Origin of the sequence: Prauserella isguenensis (assembly GCF_014191605.1) — a bacterium.
Taxonomy (GTDB): Bacteria; Actinomycetota; Actinomycetes; order Mycobacteriales; family Pseudonocardiaceae; genus Prauserella; species Prauserella isguenensis.
In genome coordinates this window covers 259,522-279,155 of sequence record NZ_JACHWU010000001.1, presented here as the reverse complement: position 1 = coordinate 279,155, position 19,634 = coordinate 259,522, and the positions used below count along the sequence as shown (strand labels likewise).

General features: G+C 69.2%; 13 protein-coding genes and 1 pseudogene. All 14 read left to right on the top strand.

Annotation, left to right across the window (positions count from 1 at the left end; translation table 11 throughout):
* Window positions 1-23: 23 nt before the first annotated feature.
* The 14 genes and pseudogenes from FHS23_RS01265 (at window position 24) to FHS23_RS01200 (ending at window position 19,617) form a co-directional block, all read left to right on the top strand.
* Window positions 24-1,397, top strand: a complete 1,374-nt coding sequence (locus tag FHS23_RS01265) for an NADH-quinone oxidoreductase subunit D (protein WP_183646402.1) — start codon at window positions 24-26, stop codon at window positions 1,395-1,397.
* The gene (gene nuoE, locus FHS23_RS01260; RefSeq protein ID WP_183646400.1) at window positions 1,394-2,167 is read left to right on the top strand and encodes an NADH-quinone oxidoreductase subunit NuoE; all 774 of its coding nucleotides are present in this window, start codon (window positions 1,394-1,396) and stop codon (window positions 2,165-2,167) included. The genes FHS23_RS01265 and nuoE overlap by 4 nt, the downstream gene beginning before the upstream one ends.
* Entirely contained in the window at window positions 2,164-3,519 is a 1,356-nt protein-coding gene (gene nuoF / locus FHS23_RS01255) for an NADH-quinone oxidoreductase subunit NuoF (protein WP_183646396.1), read from the top strand. Before nuoE ends, nuoF begins: the two co-directional genes overlap by 4 nt.
* On the top strand, window positions 3,516-6,068 hold the full coding sequence (locus tag FHS23_RS01250; RefSeq protein WP_183646394.1) for an NADH-quinone oxidoreductase subunit G: 2,553 nt from the start codon (window positions 3,516-3,518) through the stop codon (window positions 6,066-6,068). Before nuoF ends, FHS23_RS01250 begins: the two co-directional genes overlap by 4 nt.
* Window positions 6,068-7,441 (top strand): NADH-quinone oxidoreductase subunit NuoH, encoded by a 1,374-nt coding sequence (gene nuoH, locus FHS23_RS01245; RefSeq protein WP_183646391.1) that lies wholly within the window; start codon window positions 6,068-6,070, stop codon window positions 7,439-7,441. The genes FHS23_RS01250 and nuoH overlap by 1 nt, the downstream gene beginning before the upstream one ends.
* Complete coding sequence (gene nuoI, locus FHS23_RS01240; protein WP_183646388.1) at window positions 7,428-7,994, top strand: NADH-quinone oxidoreductase subunit NuoI; 567 nt, start codon at window positions 7,428-7,430, stop codon at window positions 7,992-7,994. Before nuoH ends, nuoI begins: the two co-directional genes overlap by 14 nt.
* Complete coding sequence (locus FHS23_RS01235) at window positions 7,991-8,893, top strand: NADH-quinone oxidoreductase subunit J (RefSeq protein ID WP_183646385.1); 903 nt, start codon at window positions 7,991-7,993, stop codon at window positions 8,891-8,893. Before nuoI ends, FHS23_RS01235 begins: the two co-directional genes overlap by 4 nt.
* Window positions 8,890-9,189, top strand: coding sequence for an NADH-quinone oxidoreductase subunit NuoK (gene nuoK / locus FHS23_RS01230; RefSeq protein ID WP_183646382.1), 300 nt, complete (start codon window positions 8,890-8,892; stop codon window positions 9,187-9,189). The genes FHS23_RS01235 and nuoK overlap by 4 nt, the downstream gene beginning before the upstream one ends.
* 18 nt (window positions 9,190-9,207) lie before the next feature.
* The gene (gene nuoL / locus FHS23_RS01225) at window positions 9,208-11,121 is read left to right on the top strand and encodes an NADH-quinone oxidoreductase subunit L (protein WP_183646378.1); all 1,914 of its coding nucleotides are present in this window, start codon (window positions 9,208-9,210) and stop codon (window positions 11,119-11,121) included.
* On the top strand, window positions 11,118-12,665 hold the full coding sequence (locus FHS23_RS01220; RefSeq protein ID WP_183646375.1) for an NADH-quinone oxidoreductase subunit M: 1,548 nt from the start codon (window positions 11,118-11,120) through the stop codon (window positions 12,663-12,665). The genes nuoL and FHS23_RS01220 overlap by 4 nt, the downstream gene beginning before the upstream one ends.
* 33 nt (window positions 12,666-12,698) lie before the next feature.
* The gene (gene nuoN, locus FHS23_RS01215; RefSeq protein ID WP_221219041.1) at window positions 12,699-14,246 is read left to right on the top strand and encodes an NADH-quinone oxidoreductase subunit NuoN; all 1,548 of its coding nucleotides are present in this window, start codon (window positions 12,699-12,701) and stop codon (window positions 14,244-14,246) included.
* A 176-nt stretch (window positions 14,247-14,422) separates the two neighbouring features.
* Window positions 14,423-15,451 carry a polyprenyl synthetase family protein gene (locus tag FHS23_RS01210; RefSeq protein ID WP_183646372.1) on the top strand — a complete coding sequence of 343 codons (1,029 nt, stop codon included), beginning with the start codon at window positions 14,423-14,425 and terminating at the stop codon, window positions 15,449-15,451.
* Window positions 15,452-17,250: 1,799 nt separating this feature from the next.
* Window positions 17,251-17,457: pseudogene (locus tag FHS23_RS23865) on the top strand (sunset domain-containing protein); the annotation flags it as partial.
* Between the two features lie 258 nt (window positions 17,458-17,715).
* The gene (locus FHS23_RS01200) at window positions 17,716-19,617 is read left to right on the top strand and encodes a BCCT family transporter (RefSeq protein ID WP_221218925.1); all 1,902 of its coding nucleotides are present in this window, start codon (window positions 17,716-17,718) and stop codon (window positions 19,615-19,617) included.
* Window positions 19,618-19,634 lie beyond the last annotated feature (17 nt).

Sequence of the window (19,634 nt, the reverse complement as noted above, 5' to 3'; positions counted from 1 at the left end):
TACTCGTTCCCGATGGAGGCGCCATGACCACCAGCGACCACATCGCCGACGTGTCCACGGGTACGGACACGACTCCGGAGGGGTCGGACAGCGCCCCGTACGCCGAGCCGCGCGAGACCACCGAGGGCCCGGTCTACACCGTCAGCGGCGGTGACTGGGACGACGTGCTCTCGGATGCGGGCCACGACGAACGCATGGTCATCAACATGGGCCCGCAGCACCCGTCGACGCACGGCGTGCTGCGGCTGGTGCTGGAGATGGAGGGCGAGACCGTCACTCAGCTCCGGTCGGTGATCGGCTACCTGCACACGGGCATCGAGAAGAACTGCGAGTACCGCACGTGGACGCAGGGCGTCACGTTCGTGACGCGCATGGACTACCTGTCTCCGCTGTTCAACGAGATGGGCTACTGCCTCGCGGTGGAGAAGCTGCTCGAGCTCGAGGTTCCGCGCCGTGCGCAGCTGTTGCGGGTGCTGCTCATGGAGATCAACCGCATCGGTTCGCACTTCGTCTACATCGCCACCGGTGGCATGGAGCTCGGCGCCACGACGGCGATGACGCTCGGTTTCCGTGAGCGTGAAGAGGTGCTGCACCTGCTCGAGCACCTGACGGGGCTGCGCATGAACCACGCGTTCATCCGGCCCGGCGGGTTGGCGCAGGACATGCCGGAGGACTTCGTCGAGAAGGTCACCGAGTTCTGCAAGGTGATGGACGAGCGGCTGCCGCTGTACGACAAGCTCTTCACCGGCCAGCCGATCTGGCGCAACCGGCTCAAGGGCGTGGGCTACCTGCCGCTGGACGCGTGCCTGGCGCTCGGCATCACGGGGCCGGTGCTGCGCTCGGCGGGTGTGGCGTGGGACCTGCGCAAGACCGATCCGTACTCCTGCTACGACGAGTTCGACTTCGAGGTGCCGACGTCGACCGACGCCGACTGCTGGGCCCGCTACCTGCTCCGCGTCGAGGAGATGCGCCAGTCGGTGCGGATCATCCGGCAGGTCCTGGAGAAGCTCGAGCCCGGCCCGGTGATGGTCGAGGACCGCAAGGTCGCCTGGCCCGCGCAGTTGTCGGTCTCGAGCGACGGCATGGGCAACTCCCTCGACCACGTCCGCAAGATCATGGGCCAGTCGATGGAATCGCTGATCCACCACTTCAAGCTGGTCACCGAGGGCTTCCGGGTGCCGCCCGGCCAGGTGTACTCGACCGTCGAGTCGCCCCGCGGCGAGCTCGGGTTCCACCTCGTCTCCGACGGCGGCACGCGGCCTGCCCGGGTCCACGTGCGCGAACCGAGCTTCGTGAACCTCCAGGCGATGCCGGCGATGTCGGAGGGCGGCCTGGTCGCCGACGTCATCGCGGCCGTCGCATCGATCGACCCGGTGATGGGGGGAGTGGACCGATGAGCAGTCCGAAGGGCGGCCCCGCCGGCGGCGGAGCCCCGAAGACGGCGACCACGTTCGGAGAGGACACGGTCGCCGAGGCACGCGAGTTGATCTCGCGCTATCCGCAGTCGCGGTCCGCGTTGTTGCCGCTGCTGCACCTGGTGCAGTCGGTCGAGGGGTACGTCAGCCAGGAGGGCATGACGTTCTGTGCCGAACAGCTCGGGCTGTCGGAGGCCGAGGTCGCGGCGGTCGCGACGTTCTACACGATGTACAAACGCAGGCCGTGCGGCGAGCACCTGGTGAGCGTGTGCACGAACACGCTGTGCGCGGCGATGGGCGGCGACGCGATCTACAAGCGGCTGCAGCAGCATCTCGGTTCGGAGAGCGCGCCACTCGGCCACGAGGACGTCGCGGGCACGCCGGGCGAGAGCGGCTCGGTGATGCTGGAACACGCCGAGTGTCTCGCGGCGTGCGATCTGGCCCCCGTGCTGCAGGTCAACTACGAGTACTTCGACAACCAGACCGAGGACAGCGCGGTCGAGCTGGTCGACGCGTTGCGGCGCGGCGACAAGCCGCACCCGACGCGCGGCGCGCCGCTGTCGGACTTCAAGACGGTGGAGCGGCGCCTGGCCGGGCTGCTGCCCGAGGACGACGACGAGTTCTGGACCGATGTGGACGGGCCGTCGCAGGCTGTCGAGACGATGCGCGGCGCCCAGCTGGCCGCGGACCGCAACTGGACGGCACCGGCCGCGCCGGCGGACGTGCCGCTGCCGGAGGTGGAGGCGAAATGAGTACCTCGGAGAAGGCTCCGTTGACGCCGGTGCTCACGAAGCGCTGGTTGTCGCCGCAGTCGTGGCGGTTGGAGACGTACGAGAAGCTCGAGGGCTACACCGCGATGCGGAAGGCGTTGAGCGCCGCGCCGGAGCAGGTCATCCAGATGGTGAAGGATGCGGGCCTGCGTGGTCGTGGTGGTGCGGGTTTCCCGGCGGGTGTGAAGTGGGGCTTCATGCCGAAGGACGAGGAGAAGCCGCACTACCTGGTGATCAACGCCGACGAGGGTGAGCCCGGTACGTGCAAGGACATCCCGCTGATGATGGCGGATCCGCACGCGCTGATCGAGGGTTGCATCATCGCGGCGTACGCGATGCGTTCGCACCACTGTTTCATCTACGTCCGCGGTGAGGCGCTGCATCCGATGCGGAGGCTGCACGCGGCGGTCCGCGAGGCGAAACAGGCCGGCTACCTGGGCCACGACATCCTCGGTTCGGGGTTCGATCTGGAGATGACGGTGCACGCGGGTGCGGGCGCCTACATCTGCGGTGAGGAGACGGCGCTGCTCGACTCGCTCGAGGGCCGTCGTGGCCAGCCGCGGCTGAAGCCGCCGTTCCCCGCGGCGTCCGGGTTGTACGCGGCGCCGACGACGGTCAACAACGTGGAGACGATCGCGACGGTCCCGTCGATCATCAACGGCGGTTCCGACTGGTTCCGCGCGATGGGCAGCGAGAAGTCGCCGGGGCCGAAGATCTACTCGGTGTCCGGCCACGTCGAGCGTCCCGGTCAGTACGAGGCGCCGCTGGGTACGACGCTGCGGGAACTGCTCGAGATGTGTGGCGGGATGAAAGACGGTATCCCGCTGAAGTTCTGGACGCCGGGCGGATCGTCGACGCCGCTGTTCACCGCTGATCATCTGGACGTGGCGCTGGACTTCGAGGGCGCTGCTGAGGCCGGTTCGATGCTGGGAACCACGGCGGTGCAGGTGTTCAACGAGACGGTGTCGGTGCCGTGGGCCGTGATGAAGTGGACGCAGTTCTACGAGCACGAGTCCTGTGGCAAGTGCACGCCGTGCCGTGAGGGCACCTTCTGGCTGGCGCAGGTTCTCGAGCGCATGGTCGACGGCCGGGGCAGCGAGGAGGACATCGACACGCTGCTGGACGTCTGCGACAACATCGGCGGACGGTCGTTCTGCGCACTCGGTGACGCCGCGGTCAGCCCGATCCAGAGCGGCATCAAGTACTTCCGTGACGAGTTCCTCGCGCTGTGCGAGTCGAACAGGCCCGCGCGGGCGGCCGGGACGGTCGCGTCCCCGGAGCCCGTGCCCGGCAGTGATTCCCAGGCCGCGCAACCGGTTGGAGCACAGGCATGACCGTGGCACCGGAGAAGTCCGATGTGGACGTACCGGAGGGGTACGTCAAGCTCACCATTGACGGCGAGGAGATCGTCGCACCGAAGGGCGAGCTGCTGATCCGCACCGCCGAACGGCTCGGCACGGTGATCCCCCGGTTCTGCGACCACCCGTTGCTCGACCCGGCGGGCGCGTGCCGGCAGTGCCTCGTCGAGGTGGAGATGAACGGCCGTCCCATGCCGAAACCGCAGGCCTCGTGCACGTTGACGGTCGCCGACGGCATGGTCGTCAAGACGCAGGTGACGTCGGAGGTCGCGGACAAGGCCCAGCAGGGTGTGATGGAGCTGCTGCTCATCAACCATCCGCTGGACTGCCCCATCTGCGACAAGGGCGGGGAATGTCCGCTGCAGAACCAGGCGATGGCTCACGGGCGCACCGATTCCCGCTTCGTCGACAAGAAGCGCACGTTCCCGAAACCGCTGCCGATCTCGTCTCAGGTGCTGCTCGACCGGGAGCGCTGCGTGCTGTGCCAGCGTTGCACGCGGTTCTCCGACCAGATCGCGGGTGACCCGTTCATCGACTTGCTCGAGCGGGGCGCCCACCAGCAGATCGGCACCGCGGAGACGGCGGACGTGCTCGACGCCGCCTCACACACGTCGGAGCCTGATTCCGCCTCAGCGGGAAAGAGTGCTTCGGCGGGGCTTGATTCCGCCTCAGCGGGAAAGAGTGCTTCGGCGGGCGGGCAGCCGTTCCAGTCCTACTTCTCCGGCAACACGATCCAGATCTGCCCGGTCGGTGCGCTCACCAGCGCCCAGTACCGCTTCCGGTCGCGGCCGTTCGACCTGGTGTCGACGCCGAGCGTGTGCGAGCACTGCTCGTCCGGATGCGCGGAGCGGACGGACTTCCGCCGCGGCAAGGTCATGCGCAAGCTCGCCGGGGACGACCCCGAGGTCAACGAGGAGTGGATCTGCGACAAGGGCAGGTTCGCCTTCCGCTACGCCGCCGCAGAGCAGCGCATCCGCAGGCCGTTGGTTCGCAACGTCGAGACCGGCGAACTGGAGGAGACGTCGTGGACCGAGGCGCTCCGCGCGGCGGCCGACGGGTTGGCGAAGGCGCGTGACGGCAAGGGCGTCGGGGTGCTGCCCGGCGGCCGCGTGACGCTCGAGGACGCCTACGCCTACAGCAAGTTCGCGCGCGTGGCACTGCGCACGCACGACGTCGACCATCGCGCACGGGCGCATTCGGCCGAGGAACTGGATTTCCTCGCCTCCCGGGTGGTGAGCGACGGCGGCCCGGCCGGCGGCGGCGTGACCTTCTCCGATCTGGAGAAGGCGCCGATCGCGCTGTGCGTCGCCTTCGAGCCGGAAGAGGAGGCGCCCGCCGTCTTCCTGCGGCTGCGCAAGGGTGCGCGCGCGAACGACGTCAAGGTGGTCCACATCGGACAATGGGCGTCCCCGGCGGTGGAGAAGACCTTCGGGGAACTGCTCGCGTGTGCGCCCGGCGGTGAGGCGGGCGCGGTGGACGGCATCGCCCAGCATGCTCCGGACGTCGACGAGGCGCTGCGTTCCGAGGGTGCGGTCGTGCTGGTCGGCGAACGCGCCGCCGAGGTGCCGGGCCTGCCGACGGCGCTGCACCGGCTGGTCGAGCGCACGGGTGCACGCCTCGCGTGGATCCCGCGCCGGGCCGGCGAACGCGGCGCTGTCGAGGCGGGCACGCTGCCGACGCTGCTGCCCGGAGGGCGGCCCGTCACCGACGCCGACGCCCGCGCCGAGGTGGAACGCCACTGGGGTCTCGACCCCGGGACGTTGCCGGCGGACCCGGGACGCGACATGACGGGCATGCTGAACGCGATCGTCACCCGTGACCTGGACGGCCTGCTCGTCGGAGGCGTCGACCTCGACGACCTGCCCGACCCGGCGCTGGCCCGCAAGGCGTTCGACGCGGCCGAGTTCGTCGTGTCGCTGGAACTGCTGCCGAGCACGGTCACGCCGTACGCCGACGTGGTGCTGCCGATCGCACCGGTCGACGAGAAGAGCGGCACGTTCGTCAACTGGGAGGGCCGTCGCAGGCCGTTCGCCGTGACCCTCGACGGGACGGGCGCGCTGGCCGACTGTCGGGTCCTCGACACGCTCGGCGTCGAGATGGACACGGACCTGTTCACCCAGACGTCCGACGCCGCGCTCGGCGACCTCGACCGGTTGGCCGCGGCCACGGCGCGGGCGGCGGCACCGGACCATCCGTCGGCCGAACCGCCAGCGCCCGGGGACGGGCAGGCGCTGCTGGCGACGTGGCGGCAGCTCATCGACGACGGATCGCTGCAGATCGACGAGCCCGCGCTCGCAGGCACCGCACGACGCGTCGTCGCCCGCATGTCCCGCGCGACCGCCGACGGCCTCGGCGACCACGTGACGGTGTCGACCGACCGCGGGTCGGTGACGCTGCCCGTCGAAGTGACCGACCTGCCGGACGGTGTCGTCTGGCTCCCCGGCAACTCGCCGGGTTCGAAACTCCGCGCCACGCTCGGTGCCGGGCACGGCGCGGTCGTCGACATCGCCGGAGGTGACCGGTGATGAGCCCGCTTCTCGCGCAGGCGGCCACGGAGCCGATCAACCGGGCGGAGCTGCTCGCCGACGACCCGCTGTGGCTGATCCTGCTCAAGGCCGTCGTGGTCCTGCTGATCGGCCCGATCTTCACGGTCGTGCTCATCGTCGGCGAGCGGAAGATCGTCGGCCGGATGCAGAACCGTCCCGGCCCGAACCGCGTCGGCCCGTTCGGCATGCTGCAGTCCCTCGCCGACGCGGTGAAACTGCCGTTCAAAGAACAGGTCATTCCCGACACGGCCGACCGGAAGATCTACTTCCTCGCGCCGGTGATCGCGGTCGTGCCCGCGCTGATCGGTCTCGCCGCGATCCCGTTCGGCGGCGAGGTGACGATCTTCGGCGAACGCACCGTGCTGCAGTTGATCGAACTCCCGGTGAGCGTGCTGCTCGTGCTCGCGGGCGCGTCGATCGGCGTGTACGGCATCGTGCTCGGCGGCTGGGCCTCCGGATCGCCGTACCCGCTGCTCGGCGGACTGCGGTCGGCGGCACAGGTCATCTCGTACGAGATCGCGATGGGCCTGTCGATCATCGGCGTGGTGCTGTACTCGCAGTCGATGGCCACCAGCGGCATCGTCGCGGCGCAGGCCGACGGCGGCTGGTACTTCTACCTGTTGCTGCCGAGTTTCGTCATCTACCTCGTCTCGATGGTCGGCGAGACCAACCGCGCCCCGTTCGACCTGCCCGAGGCCGAGTCCGAACTGGTCGGCGGGTTCCACACCGAGTACAGCTCGATGAAGTTCGCGATGTTCTTCCTCGCCGAGTACTCGAACATGGTGATCGTGTCGGCGTTCGCGACGACGCTGTTCCTCGGCGGCGGGATGTTCCCGTTCTTCGGCGCCGACGCCGCGATCAACCAGGGCTGGTGGCCCGCCCTGTGGTTCCTGGCGAAGATGTGCGTGATCCTCTTCGGCTTCATCTGGCTGCGCGGCACGCTGCCACGGTTCCGCTACGACCAGTTCATGAAGCTGGGCTGGAAGGTCCTGGTGCCGGCCGCGCTGGTGTGGCTGCTCCTGATCGCCACGGTCCGCGCGCTGCGCAACGCCGAGGGCGTCTCCACAGGGCAGATCCTCATCATCGGCGGCGTGGCGATCGTCGTGGTCGTCCTGCTGATGCTGCTCATCCCGGAGAAGGAGATCCCGGAGGACGAGGGCGTCGTGACGACGAGCGGCGGAGGCCACCCGGTGCCGCCGCTGGACTTGAAGGTGCCGGAGACCACGCCGCGTCGGAAGGCCGTCGAGGCCAGGCGCAGGTCCGAGGAGAAGCAACAGGCGGAGTTGAGTCCACAGGCGGCGGGCGCGCCCGGCGAAAGCTCGAAGGAAGGAGAGTCCCATGGGGATCTTTGATCCGGTCAAGGGATTCGGCGTCACCTTCGGGATGATGTTCAAGAAGGTCGCCACCGAGGAGTATCCGGAGATCGGCGCTCCCGCCGCCCCGCGGTACCACGGCAGGCACCAGCTGAACCGCCATCCCGACGGCCTCGAGAAGTGTGTCGGCTGCGAGTTGTGCGCGTGGGCGTGCCCTGCAGACGCGATCTTCGTCGAGGGCGGCGACAACACCGAGGAGGCGCGGTACTCGCCGGGTGAGCGCTACGGCGCGGATTATCAGATCAACTATCTGCGCTGCATCGGTTGCGGACTGTGCGTCGAGGCCTGCCCCACGCGGTCCCTCACAATGATCAATTTCTACGAGCTCGCCGACGACAACCGGCAGGACCTCATCTGGACCAAGGAGGACCTGCTCGCCCCGTTGCTTCCCGGTATGGAGCAGCCGCCGCACCCGATGCGCCTCGGTGAGAACGAGCAGGACTACTACGTCAACGGTCCGGAACTCGCCCGCGACCGCGGTGTTCCGGAGCACGAGACGGTCGAGACCGACACCGAGGAGGCGGTCCGATGAGGACGGAGGCGCCGCTGGTGCTGGCCCAGGCAGGGGCCGACGCGACGGTGTCCACCGGTGAGGCCGTCGCGTTCTGGGTGCTCGGCCCGATCGCCGTGGCCGGCGCGCTCTGCATGATCTTCGCGCGCAACGCGGTGCACTCGGCGTTGTGGCTCGTGATGACGATGTTGTCGCTGGGGATGCTCTACATGCTCCAGCAGGCGCCGTTCCTCGGCTTCACGCAGATCATCGTCTACACCGGCGCGATCATGATGCTGTTCCTGTTCGTGCTGATGATGGTCGGCAGGGAGTCGTCGGACTCCGTGCTGGAAGTGCTGCGCGGCCAACGGCTCATGGCGGCCGTGCTCGGCATCGGCATCGCCGGCGTACTCGCGGGAGCGCTCACCCGCGCGTTGACCGACGTGCCGCCCGCACCCGCGATGAACCCGTGGACCCCGGAAGGCGGCGGCGCGGGTGGCCTCGCCCGGGTGATCTTCCAGGACTACCTCTTCCCGTTCGAGCTCACGTCGGCGCTGCTGATCACGGCCGCGGTCGGCGCGATGGTCCTCGCGTTCACCGACCGGCACTCGAAGCAGGGCAAGCGCAGCCAGCGGGACCTCGTCGAGGCACGGTTCCGCGGCGAGTACGAGCGCCCCTCGCCGAAGCCGGGACCCGGCGTGTACGCGACGTCCAACTCCGTCGCCACGCCCGCGCTGCTGCCCGACGGTTCGATCGCGCCGGAGTCGCTGTCGTCGCTCATCGAATCGACCCCGACGGCGCAGCTGCAGGCCCACCGCAAGCAGCTCGAAAGCCGCGCGGCGGGATCGGACACGCACGCGCTCCTCGACCCCGAGGACGGCACCGGTGACGGCGACGCGCCCGCCGGCGCCGCGGCGACGGCCACGGAGGACAAGGCATGACCCCGACGTACTACCTGCTGCTGTCGGCGCTGCTGTTCAGCATCGGCGCGGTCGGCGTGCTGGTGCGGCGTAACGCGATCGTCGTGTTCATGTGCATCGAGCTGATGCTCAACGCCGTGAACCTCTCGCTCGTCACGTTCGCGCGCATCAACGCCGACCTCGGCGGGCAGGTCATGGCGTTCTTCGTGATGGTCGTGGCCGCAGCGGAGGTCGTGGTCGGACTGGCCATCATCATGGCGATCTTCCGCACCCGCCGGTCCGCCTCCATCGACGACACCAACCTGCTCAAGTACTAAGGGCAAGGGGAAACAACTGTGATCGCATCATCGTGGCTGCTGGTCGCGTTCCCGGCGCTCGGTGCGCTCGTGCTGCTCGTCGGCGGCAAGCGCACGAACTCGTGGGGCCACCTGCTCGGCTGTGCGACCGTCGCGGCGTCCTTCGTGTACGCGCTGGCGTTGTTCGCGTCGGAATCGTTGAGCCAGGCCGTCGACACGACACTCTGGTCGTGGATCCCGGTCGAGGCGCTGCAGGTCGACTTCGGACTGCGGATCGACCCGCTGTCGATGACGTTCGTGCTGCTGATCACGGGCGTGGGCGCGCTGATCCACGTCTATTCGATCGGCTACATGTCCGACGACCGGGATCGCAGGCGCTTTTTCGCCTACCTGAACCTGTTCGTCGCGTCGATGCTGATCCTGGTGCTGGGAAACAGCTTCGTCATGCTGTACCTCGGCTGGGAGGGCGTCGGCCTCGCGTCGTACCTGCTGATCGGCTGGTACACGGACCGTCCGGCCGCGGCGACCGCGGCGAAGAAGGCGTTCCTGATGAACCGCGTCGGCGACGTCGGCCTCGCGATCGCGATCTTCCTGATGTTCAAGCACATCGGCAGCACCAGCTACGAGGCGGTGTTCGCCGGCATCGGGGACGTCTCGCCGGGCGTGGTCACGGCGGTCGCGCTGCTGCTCCTGCTGGGGGCGTGCGGTAAGTCCGGCCAGTTCCCGCTGCAGGCGTGGCTGCCGGACGCCATGGAGGGTCCGACGCCGGTCTCGGCCCTGATCCACGCCGCGACGATGGTCACCGCGGGCGTCTACCTCATCGCGCGCGGCGCGCCGATCTACAACCTGACCGAGGACGGCAGGCTGGTGGTCGCGCTCGTCGGTGCGTTCACGCTGCTGCTCGGCTCGATCATCGGCTGCGCCTACGACGACATCAAGAAGGTGCTGGCCTACTCCACGGTCAGCCAGATCGGGTACATGATGCTCGCCGTCGGGCTCGGCCCGTTCGGCTACGCGCTGGCCATCGCGCACCTGCTGACGCACGGCTTCTTCAAGGCCGGGCTGTTCCTCGGCGCCGGGTCGGTCATGCACGCCATGAACGACGAGGTCGACATGCGCAAGTTCGGCGGCCTGGCGAAGAAGCTGCCGATCACGGCCGTCACGTTCGGCCTCGGCTACCTGGCGATCATCGGGTTCCCGTTCCTCTCGGGCTTTTTCACCAAGGACGCCATCATCGAGGCGGCGTTCGGCCAGGAGGGCTGGCGCGGCTGGGTGCTCGGCGGGTCGGCGCTGCTGGCCGCGGGTATCACCGGCTTCTACATGACGCGCCTGATGCTGCTGACGTTCTTCGGTAAGGAGCGCTGGCGCGAGACGACCTCGGCCGACGGCCGCGAGTTCCATCCCCACGAATCGCCGCCGACGATGACCGCACCGATGATCGTGCTGTCGATCGGCTCGGTTGCCGCGGGCGGACTGCTCATCGGCGGCGACACCCTGGCCGAGTTCCTCAGCCCGTCGGTCGGGGCGTTGCAGGAGAGCCACCACGGAGTGCTGCCGCACGCGCTGATCCCGTGGTTGACGGTGCTGGTCTCGGGGCTCGGTGTGCTCGGCGCGTGGGCGTTGTTCGGACGCCGCACGGAGGGCTCGACGTACACGGCCGTCGAACGTCCTGAGCGCGTGGCCTGGCCGGTGCGTGCCGCGCGGAAAGACCTGTACGGCAACGCGCTCAACGAGGCGCTCGTCGCGACACCGGGCATGTGGCTCACGCGGTCGGCGGTGTTCCTCGACAACCGGGGCGTCGACGGCGCCGTCAACGGGCTCGCCGCCGCGTTCGGCGGTGGCTCCGGACGGCTGCGCCGGATGCAGACCGGTTTCGTCCGCTCGTACGCACTGTCGATGCTCGGCGGCTCGTTCCTGATCGTCGGCGCACTGTTGTTGGTGAGGTTCGGATGACCTGGCTGCTCGCACTGATCCTGCTGCCACTGCTCGGTGCGGTGGCCGTGGCCTTCCTGCGCCGCGACGACCGGCTCGCCACGATCACCGCGTTCGCGGTGTCCGTCGTGGAGCTCGTGCTGATCCTGCCGCTGTGGCTGAGCTACGACCCCGGTGGCGAACGGCTCCAGCAGGTCTCGTCGCTCGAGTGGATCCCCGCGTTCGGGGTGCACATCTCCTTCGGCATCGACGGCATCGCACTGCTGATGATCGCCGTGATCGCGCTGCTGGTGCCGGTGGTCATCGCGTTGCTGCGCTCGACGGACAAGATTCCCGAGGGTAAGGACGTCGGCGGGCTGCTGTCGTTGATCCTGCTGCAGCAATCGCTCACGATCGCCGTGTTCGCGGCGACGGACGTGTTCCTGTTCTACGTCCTGTTCGAGATCATGCTCATTCCGATGTACTTCCTCATCGGCGGCTACGGCGGGCCGAGGCGGCAGTACGCGGCGGTGAAGTTCTTCCTCTACTCGTTCCTCGGCGGGTTGATCATGCTGGCGTCGGCGATCGGCGCCTACTCACTGGCCGCCGACGAACTCGGCGAGGGCACGTTCGACTGGGCCACGCTGGTGCAGGTCGTCAGTGAAGCGCCGCTCGAGACGCAGATCTGGCTGTTCCTCGGCTTCTTCCTCGCGTTCGCCATCAAGGCGCCGCTGGTGCCGTTCCACACCTGGTTGCCCGACGCGGCGAGCCAGGCGCCGGTGGGTGTCACGGTGCTGCTCGTCGGCGTGCTCGACAAGGTCGGCACGTTCGGCTTCCTGCGCTACAGCCTTCCGATGACACCCGACGCGAGCGCCGAGCTCGCCCCGATCGTGCTCGTGCTCGCGGTCGTCGGTGTGATCTACGGGTCGATGCTCGCGGCCGGGCAGACCGACATGCGGCGGTTCGTGGCGTACGTGTCGATCGCCCACTTCGGATTCATCGCGCTCGGCATCTTCGCCTTCACTCAGCAGGCCGTGGCCGGTTCGGCGACGTACATGCTCAACCACAGCCTCGCCACGGGCATGCTGATCCTGGTACTCGGCATCGTCGCGGCGCGCGGCGGTCACACCCGGATCGACGCGTTCGGGGGCATGGCCAAGGTGACACCGGTGCTGGCCGCGATGCTGCTGATCGCGGGCCTGTCGGCGTTGTCACTGCCGGGCACGAACTCGTTCATCAGCGAGTTCCTCGTGCTACTGGGGGCGTTCGACACCCGGCCCGCGTACGCGATCGTCGCCACGGTCGGCATGGTGCTGGCCGCCGCATACGTGCTGTGGCTGTACCAGCGGATCATGACCGGGCCCGTGCGCGGTGACGCGATGCTGGCCGCGGCGCCCGGGCCGGGCACCGTGCAGGCACCGGAGGTGGGCGCCCGCAAGACGATCCGCGACCTGGGCCTGCGGGAGATCGGGGCGCTCGCCCCGCTCGTGGTGCTGATCATCGGTCTCGGCTTCTACCCGAAGCCCGTGCTGGACACCGTCAACCCGTCGGTCGAACAGACCATCACCGCGGTGCAGGAAAGGTAACCGGCCATCGTGAATCCGTTTCTCGCGCAGCAAATGCAGACCGTCGAGGCCCCCGGGATCGACTGGGGCGCGATCCTGCCCATGGTGATCGTGTTCGGCGCCGCGTGCGTCGGCGTGCTGATCGAGGCGTTCGTGCCGAAGCACCAGCGCTGGTCCGGACAGGTCGTGCTGACGCTCGGGTCGATCGCCGCCGCGGGCATCGCGCTCGGCGCCTACGTCAGCGGCAGGCCCGAACACGGCGTGGTGACGATGGGGACCACGCTGTCGATCGACACGCCGGCGCTGTTCCTGTGGGGGACGCTGCTCGCACTGAGCGTCGCGGCGGTACTGATGATCGCCGACCGGTCCGTCGAGCCGGGCGGTTCGTTCGTCGCGCAGGCGGGCATCGCCCCCGGCACGGTGCAGGACCGCGCGCAGGTGCAGTCCACCGGCATGCAGACCGAGGTGTTCCCGCTCGCGCTGTTCGCGCTCGGCGGCATGATGGCGTTCACCGCGGCCAACGACCTGTTGACGATGTTCATCGCCCTCGAGGTGCTGAGCCTTCCGCTGTACCTGATGTGCGGCCTCGCCCGCAGGCGGCGGTTGTTGTCGCAGGAGGCGGCGGTCAAGTACTTCCTGCTCGGGGCGTTCGCCAGCGCGTTCTTCCTGTACGGCCTCGCACTGTTGTACGGCTACGCGGGCTCGGTGAAGCTCGCCGACATCGCCACCGCCGCCGCGGGCACCGACCGTTCGGACACGCTGCTGTTCGCCGGCCTCGGCCTGCTGATGGTCGGCCTGCTGTTCAAGGGTTCGGTCGGCCCGTTCCACACCTGGACGCCCGACGTCTACCAGGGCGCGCCGACGCCGGTGACGGCGTTCATGGCGGCGTGCACCAAGGTCGCGGCGTTCGGCGGGATCCTCCGCGTGCTGACCGTGGCGTTCGAGGCCACCAGCTGGGAGTGGCGCGGCGTGATGTGGGCCGTCGCGATCATCTCGATGGCGATCGGCGCGGTGCTGGGCCTGACCCAGACCGACCTCAAGCGGATGATCGCCTACTCGTCGATCGCGCACGCCGGGTTCCTGCTCATCGGCACGATGGCGCTGACCGACGAGGGGCTTTCCGGGACGCTCTTCTACCTGCTTGCCTACGGGTTCACCACGCTCGCGGCGTTCGGCGTGATCTCGCTGGTGCGGGACTCCACCGGCGAGGCGACGCACCTGTCGGCGTGGGCGGGCTTGGCGAAGCGGTCGCCGCTGCTGGCCGGGGTGTTCACGTTCCTGCTGCTCGCACTGGCGGGTATCCCGTTGACCAGCGGGTTCGTGGGCAAGTTCGTCGTGTTCTCGGCGGCGCTGTCGGACGGCATGGCCCCGCTCGTGGTGATCGCGCTCGTCTTCAGTGCCGTGGCCGCATTCTTCTACCTGCGGGTCGTCGTGCTCATGTACTTCTCCGAGCCGGCCTCCGACGGGCCGACGGTCAGCGTGCCCGGCGCGTTCACGACGGCGTCGATCGCACTGGGCGTGATCGTCACGCTGCTGCTGGGCCTGCTGCCGACGTTCGCGCTGGACTGGGCGGGGGCGGGCGGCTTCGCGCTCGGCGGGTGACGGCGGCGGACCGCCGGCATCTCGGGCGGTGTCGACGGTCACGTCTGAGCAGGGCTGATGCGTGATCGCCCCGCGAAGACTTGCCAGTAGGCTGGGGCCGGTTTTGGCCGGACGTCACGCGGCGCCCGGAGGAGAACCGGCCGTGGAACCCAGTACCGAGAGGGCGGGAGCGAGTAGTGTCAGTGCGTGACGGCGCCATCGAAGAACTGCGGGCCTCCGTCGGGCTGCAGATCGACGACGAAGCGCTGCTGACCGATCTCGCGAGCGGCCTGGGCTCGGTGGAGCAGCTGCTGCGCGAGGTCGTCCGCAGCGACGTCGCCGCGGTCAACGAGGCCGCACGGCACCTGGTCGAAGCCGGGGGCAAACGTTTTCGCCCGTTGTTCACGCTGCTGTCCGGCCAGTTCGGCAGTGCAGGAGAGGACGCGCGCCACGGGGTGATCACCGCCGCCGCGGCCGTCGAGCTCGTGCACCTGGCGACGCTGTATCACGACGACGTCATGGACGAGGCCACGATGCGCCGCGGTGCGGAGAGCGTCAACGCGCGCTGGGACAACACCGTCGCGATCCTCACCGGCGACTTCCTGTTCGCGCACGCCTCGCGACTCGTCGCCGACCTCGGCACCGACGCGGCGCGGATCATCGCCGAGACGTTCGGTGAGCTGGTCACGGGCCAGATGCGCGAAACGGTCGGCCCCGGTGAGGGCGAGGACCCGATCGAGCACTACCTGACCGTCATCGGGCAGAAGACGGGGTCGCTGATCGCCACGTCGGGCCGGTTCGGCGGCATGCTGTCGGACGCGCCCGCCGAGCACGTCGAGGCGCTGCGGCGGTTCGGCGACATCATCGGCACCGCGTTCCAGATCTCGGACGACATCATCGACATCGACTCGCCGTCCGACGAGTCGGGCAAGTCGCAGGGCACGGACCTGCGCGAGGGCGTGAAGACGCTGCCGATGCTGTACGAACTCGCCGAGGACAGGCCGGACCCGAGGCTCGCCCAGCTGCTCAGCGGCCCGGTCACCGACGACGCCGAGGTCGCCGAGGCATTGACACTGTTGCGTTCGTCGCGTGGCCTGGAACGCGCACGCACCACTCTTTCAGGCTACGCTCAGCGCGCGAGGACGGAGCTGGCGGCGTTGCCGCCGACACCGGCGCGGGATGCCTGCGAATCGGTCGCCGATTACCTCGTCGCACGCACCCACTGAGGGAGGACACCGCACCAATGTCCATTTTCGGGCAGGTCTGGGTGTTCAGCGCGATCGCTTTCGTGCTGGGCGCCTTCCTGGCCTGGGTTTTCCTGGTTCGGCCCGCGCGTAAGCAGATCCGCAGCCTCGAGGAGAGACTCGTGGCCCGCGAGGCCGATCTCCGCCGTATCTCCGAGCCCGCCCTCGGCGCGGCAGGTACGGCGCAGACGCGGACGGAGCGCAGTGATCCGTTCAGCGACGCCGACGAAGCCCTGGCCGGGACGGGCGCACACGGGAGCAGCGCGGACGTCGACGTGCCCGATCGGCCGGAACCCGAGACGTCGTGGCTCGAGCGCGACAGCCTCGGCGGTTACGCGGGTGGCGGTTATGCGGGCGGCGGTTACGAGGACGACTTCGACCTCGCGGACCGGCCTGAGGACCTCGAAGTCCCCGGCGACCGCGGTGCACACGACGCGGACTACGACGCCGGTTACGCCGACGGCTATCGGGCCTTCGCCCCGGCCGACGAGGGCCATGAGCGGTACGACGACTACGGCCGTCCCGGCCCCGACGCCACCGGCGACGCCGACGACGCCGACGACGCCGACGATAGGGGCGACTACACCCGCCCCGGCTACGACGACACGGGCTACGGCGACACGGGCTACGGCGACACGGGCTACGGCGACACGGGCTACGGCGAGCATCCCGACGACCGGACGCGGTACGTGGCTGCCGACGCGGGTGCGGACGAGGACGCGCCGGTCTCCTCGGTGCTCGATCCGGACGAGATGCGCAGCGTGCCGGACACGGCCGACGCCGCCGACCCGAACCTGGCCGATGCGGAGTCGACGCGGTTCATCGGCACCGACTCCCTCCCCGGCGCGGGTGAGGTCGCCGACGCGGCCGCACCCGAACGCACGGCCGGTCCCGAGGAGCGGGACGCCGACCCGGCGGGTGGCGAGGCAGGTACGTCCGCTGCGGCTGGTTCCGCGCTGCATCTCGGGGCGCCGTTCCAGCCCGTCACGTCGTTCGACGCCACCACCGAGCTTCCCGTCGACTCCCTCCGCGAAAGCGGGCTCGACGATCCGGCCGGCCGATCCGGCGGTGCGGACCCCGCCGCCCCCGCCGACCTCGCCGATCCGGCCGTAGGCGACCAGGACGACGCCGGTGACCAGGCGAGGCACCGGGCGGAGCGGCCCGGAAGCCTGTTCGATCCGGCCCCGGTCGGCGACGACGAGGCGGCCGCCGCGGACCCGAACGTGGACCGTTCCGACGCGGACACGGCGAGCGCGCCGGAGACGAGTACGGGAGACCCGGTCGCCGCCGAGGCCGGGGGTCCCGCGTCGAACGGTGCGGGCGAGCTCCCTGCCGACCCGCCCGCGTACGCGTTCGGCGGGCCGGACGCCGGTCCCGATGAGGGCCCCGCGGAGTCGACGAACGTGTTGCCGAAGCGCACACCGAGGCAGCGGCCGCCGGGCGGCTTCGACGCGCCGAAGCCGATCCAGCCGTCGATGCGGGCGATCACCCGTCGCGAACCCGATGCGGCGGCCCAGAGCGGTTCGCTGTTCGAACCTCCCTCACCGGGTGAATCGCCCTCGTCCGAACCCGCCGCCGAACCCGCCGCGGAGGCGGGCAAGCACGCCGGGCAGCCGCCGTCGGGCGCGCAGCAGCCGACGAAGTTCGTGACTCCCGCCGGGCAGGTGCCCACCGGGGACGAGGCCGTGTCCGGGGAACTCGGCGCGAGCGAGACCGCCACGGCCGCTGAGGGCGCGTCGGTGGAGAACGTCGCGGAGCGGGCCGACCAGGCTGATGCCGACGCACCGAAGCCGGGACCGTTCGGCCCCGGGTCCGCGATGCCGCTGCCCGGTGGTGGCAGCCCGTCGTCGGAGTTCACGGTGAAGGCGAGTGTCACGGCGCTGCGCTACGTCACCGACGCCTCGCCGCAGTACCCGCGCATGGTGGCCGAGGTCTGGTTCCGTAGCCCGGCCGACGCCGAACGCGTGGGCTTCCGCCCGTTGAGCTGACAGCCATCCCTCCGGGCGCCTCGCGCCCGACGGAGCGGTTCCCCGAAGGGGCCACCGGACACGTTTCGGTGGCCCCTTCGTCGTGTCGGGGTCGTCGCCGACGCGACGCATGCGTCCACGCTGTTTCCGCTCGCGTGGCTGTGGGTACGACAGGCTCGCACCATCGGCGTCGGAAAGGGAACGCGCTGTGACCGTTCGGCGTGCGGTCCTGCGTCCGACGGGAGACGCGGTGGGAAGTCGATCGGAGGTGAGACCGACGTGACCGAATCGCACGAAGGTGACGGAGTCGCCGCGGAAACCGCGGACCCGCCGGATTCGGCTCACGAGGACGAACGTACCGAACGGACACACGCCGACGAGAGCGTCGACGAGCAGCTGCGCAGGCACGGGGTCCGCATCGGCCGGGGTGGCATCACACCCGCGGTGTTCTGGCCCGCGTTGCTCGTCGTCGCCGGGGTGTCGCTGGTCGCCATCGCCTTCCCCGGTGCGACGGGTGAGGTGTTGAGGTCGGTCCAGAGTGGCATCGTCAGCGGTGCGGCGTGGTTCTACAGCCTCGCGATCGTCGGCTTCATCGTGTTCGCGATCTGGATGGGTGTCAGCCGGTTCGGCACGATCACACTGGGCAAAGAGGACGAACCACCGGAGTTCGGCCTGATGTCGTGGTTCGCCATGCTGTTCGCGGCCGGAATGGGTATCGGGCTGGTCTTCTACGGCGTGGGTGAACCGTTGGCGTTCGCCACCTCGGATCCCGAGCCCGGTACCGAGGGGTCGGCCACCGAGCTGGCCCAGCTCGGCATGGCACAGACCTTTCTGCACTGGGGCTTTCATCCCTGGGCGGTGTACGCGGTGATCGGTCTGGCACTGGCGTACGCGATCCATCGTCGGGGCAGGCCGGTGTCGATCCGGTGGGCTCTGGAGCCGTTGCTCGGGGACAGGGTCAAAGGCAGCATCGGTGATCTGATCGACGTGTTGGCCGTCATCGGCACGGTGTTCGGTGTGGCCACGTCGCTGGGACTGGGCGTCCAGCAGATCGCCACCGGCCTGTCGACCATGGGTGTGCTCGGTGAGGCGAGCGATACGGCGCTGGTGGTGCTGATCGTCATCGTCACCCTGTTGGCGCTCGTCTCGGTGGCCAGCGGCTTGTCGCGGGGCATCCGATGGCTGTCGAACATCAACCTGACGCTGGGCGCGGTGCTGCTCATCTCCGTGTTGTTGCTCGGGCCGACGTTGTTCCTGCTGCGCGACCTCGTCGAGTCGTTCGGCGTCTACCTGACCAATGTGCTCGGCATGAGCTTCGACGCGGCGACCTACACCGGCGACGCGGGCCGCGAATGGCAGGGCACCTGGACGATCTTCTACTGGGGATGGTGGATCTCCTGGGCGCCGTTCGTCGGCGTGTTCATCGCACGCATCTCGCGCGGCCGCACCATCCGGGAGTTCATCGCCGGCGTGCTGCTGGTCCCCACCGTCGTCGTGATCGTCTGGTTCGCGGTCCTGGGAGGCACCGGCATCCACCGGCAGTTGTTCGGCGCCGGTGATCTGTGGTCCTCGGGTGAGGAACTGGTTGCCGAGGAGAGCCTGTTCACCGTCCTGGGAGGACTGCCGTTCGGCACGGTGCTCTCGGTGATCGCACTCCTGCTGTTGGCGGTCTTCTTCGTGACCTCCTCGGACTCCGGATCGCTCGTGGTCGACATGCTCGCCTCCGGTGGGCATCCGGATCCCCCGGTGTGGAGCCGAGTCATGTGGGCCGTGTTGGAAGGACTCGTCGCGATCGGACTGCTGCTCGCCGGTGGTCTGGAGGCGTTGCAGGCCGGGGCGATCGCCACGGCGTTGCCGTTCAGCATCGTGCTGATCCTGATTTGTGTCGCCACGTACCGGGCACTGCACAAGGAGCACCGGAAGCTGGTGGCGGCCGAGCGGCGAATGCGTCGTCAACGGTTGGCCGACGATCTGGAGCAGAATTTCGAGGAGTACTTCGGCGAGGAGGTCGACAAGCGCATCGACTACGCGCTGAGTCGTACCGCGGGTATCTGGAACCGCGGAGCCGAGCGCACTCCGATCCGCACGCTGTCCCGTATCCGCCGCCGCAGAGGCCGCGCGGAAGGCACCACCAGAGGTGGATCGGGAGACGGACCCGACGACCACGCCGAACCGCACTGAGAGCACGGCCACGCTCC

Coding starts and splice junctions, on each gene's coding strand:
- FHS23_RS01235 (WP_183646385.1), top strand. CDS start 7,991: ATGAGGACGGAGGCGCCGCTGGTGCTGGCCCAGGCAGGGGCCGACGCG.
- FHS23_RS01265 (WP_183646402.1), top strand. CDS start 24: ATGACCACCAGCGACCACATCGCCGACGTGTCCACGGGTACGGACACG.
- FHS23_RS01220 (WP_183646375.1), top strand. CDS start 11,118: ATGACCTGGCTGCTCGCACTGATCCTGCTGCCACTGCTCGGTGCGGTG.
- nuoK (WP_183646382.1), top strand. CDS start 8,890: ATGACCCCGACGTACTACCTGCTGCTGTCGGCGCTGCTGTTCAGCATC.
- nuoI (WP_183646388.1), top strand. CDS start 7,428: ATGGGGATCTTTGATCCGGTCAAGGGATTCGGCGTCACCTTCGGGATG.
- nuoH (WP_183646391.1), top strand. CDS start 6,068: ATGAGCCCGCTTCTCGCGCAGGCGGCCACGGAGCCGATCAACCGGGCG.
- nuoF (WP_183646396.1), top strand. CDS start 2,164: ATGAGTACCTCGGAGAAGGCTCCGTTGACGCCGGTGCTCACGAAGCGC.
- nuoE (WP_183646400.1), top strand. CDS start 1,394: ATGAGCAGTCCGAAGGGCGGCCCCGCCGGCGGCGGAGCCCCGAAGACG.
- nuoN (WP_221219041.1), top strand. CDS start 12,699: ATGCAGACCGTCGAGGCCCCCGGGATCGACTGGGGCGCGATCCTGCCC.
- FHS23_RS01250 (WP_183646394.1), top strand. CDS start 3,516: ATGACCGTGGCACCGGAGAAGTCCGATGTGGACGTACCGGAGGGGTAC.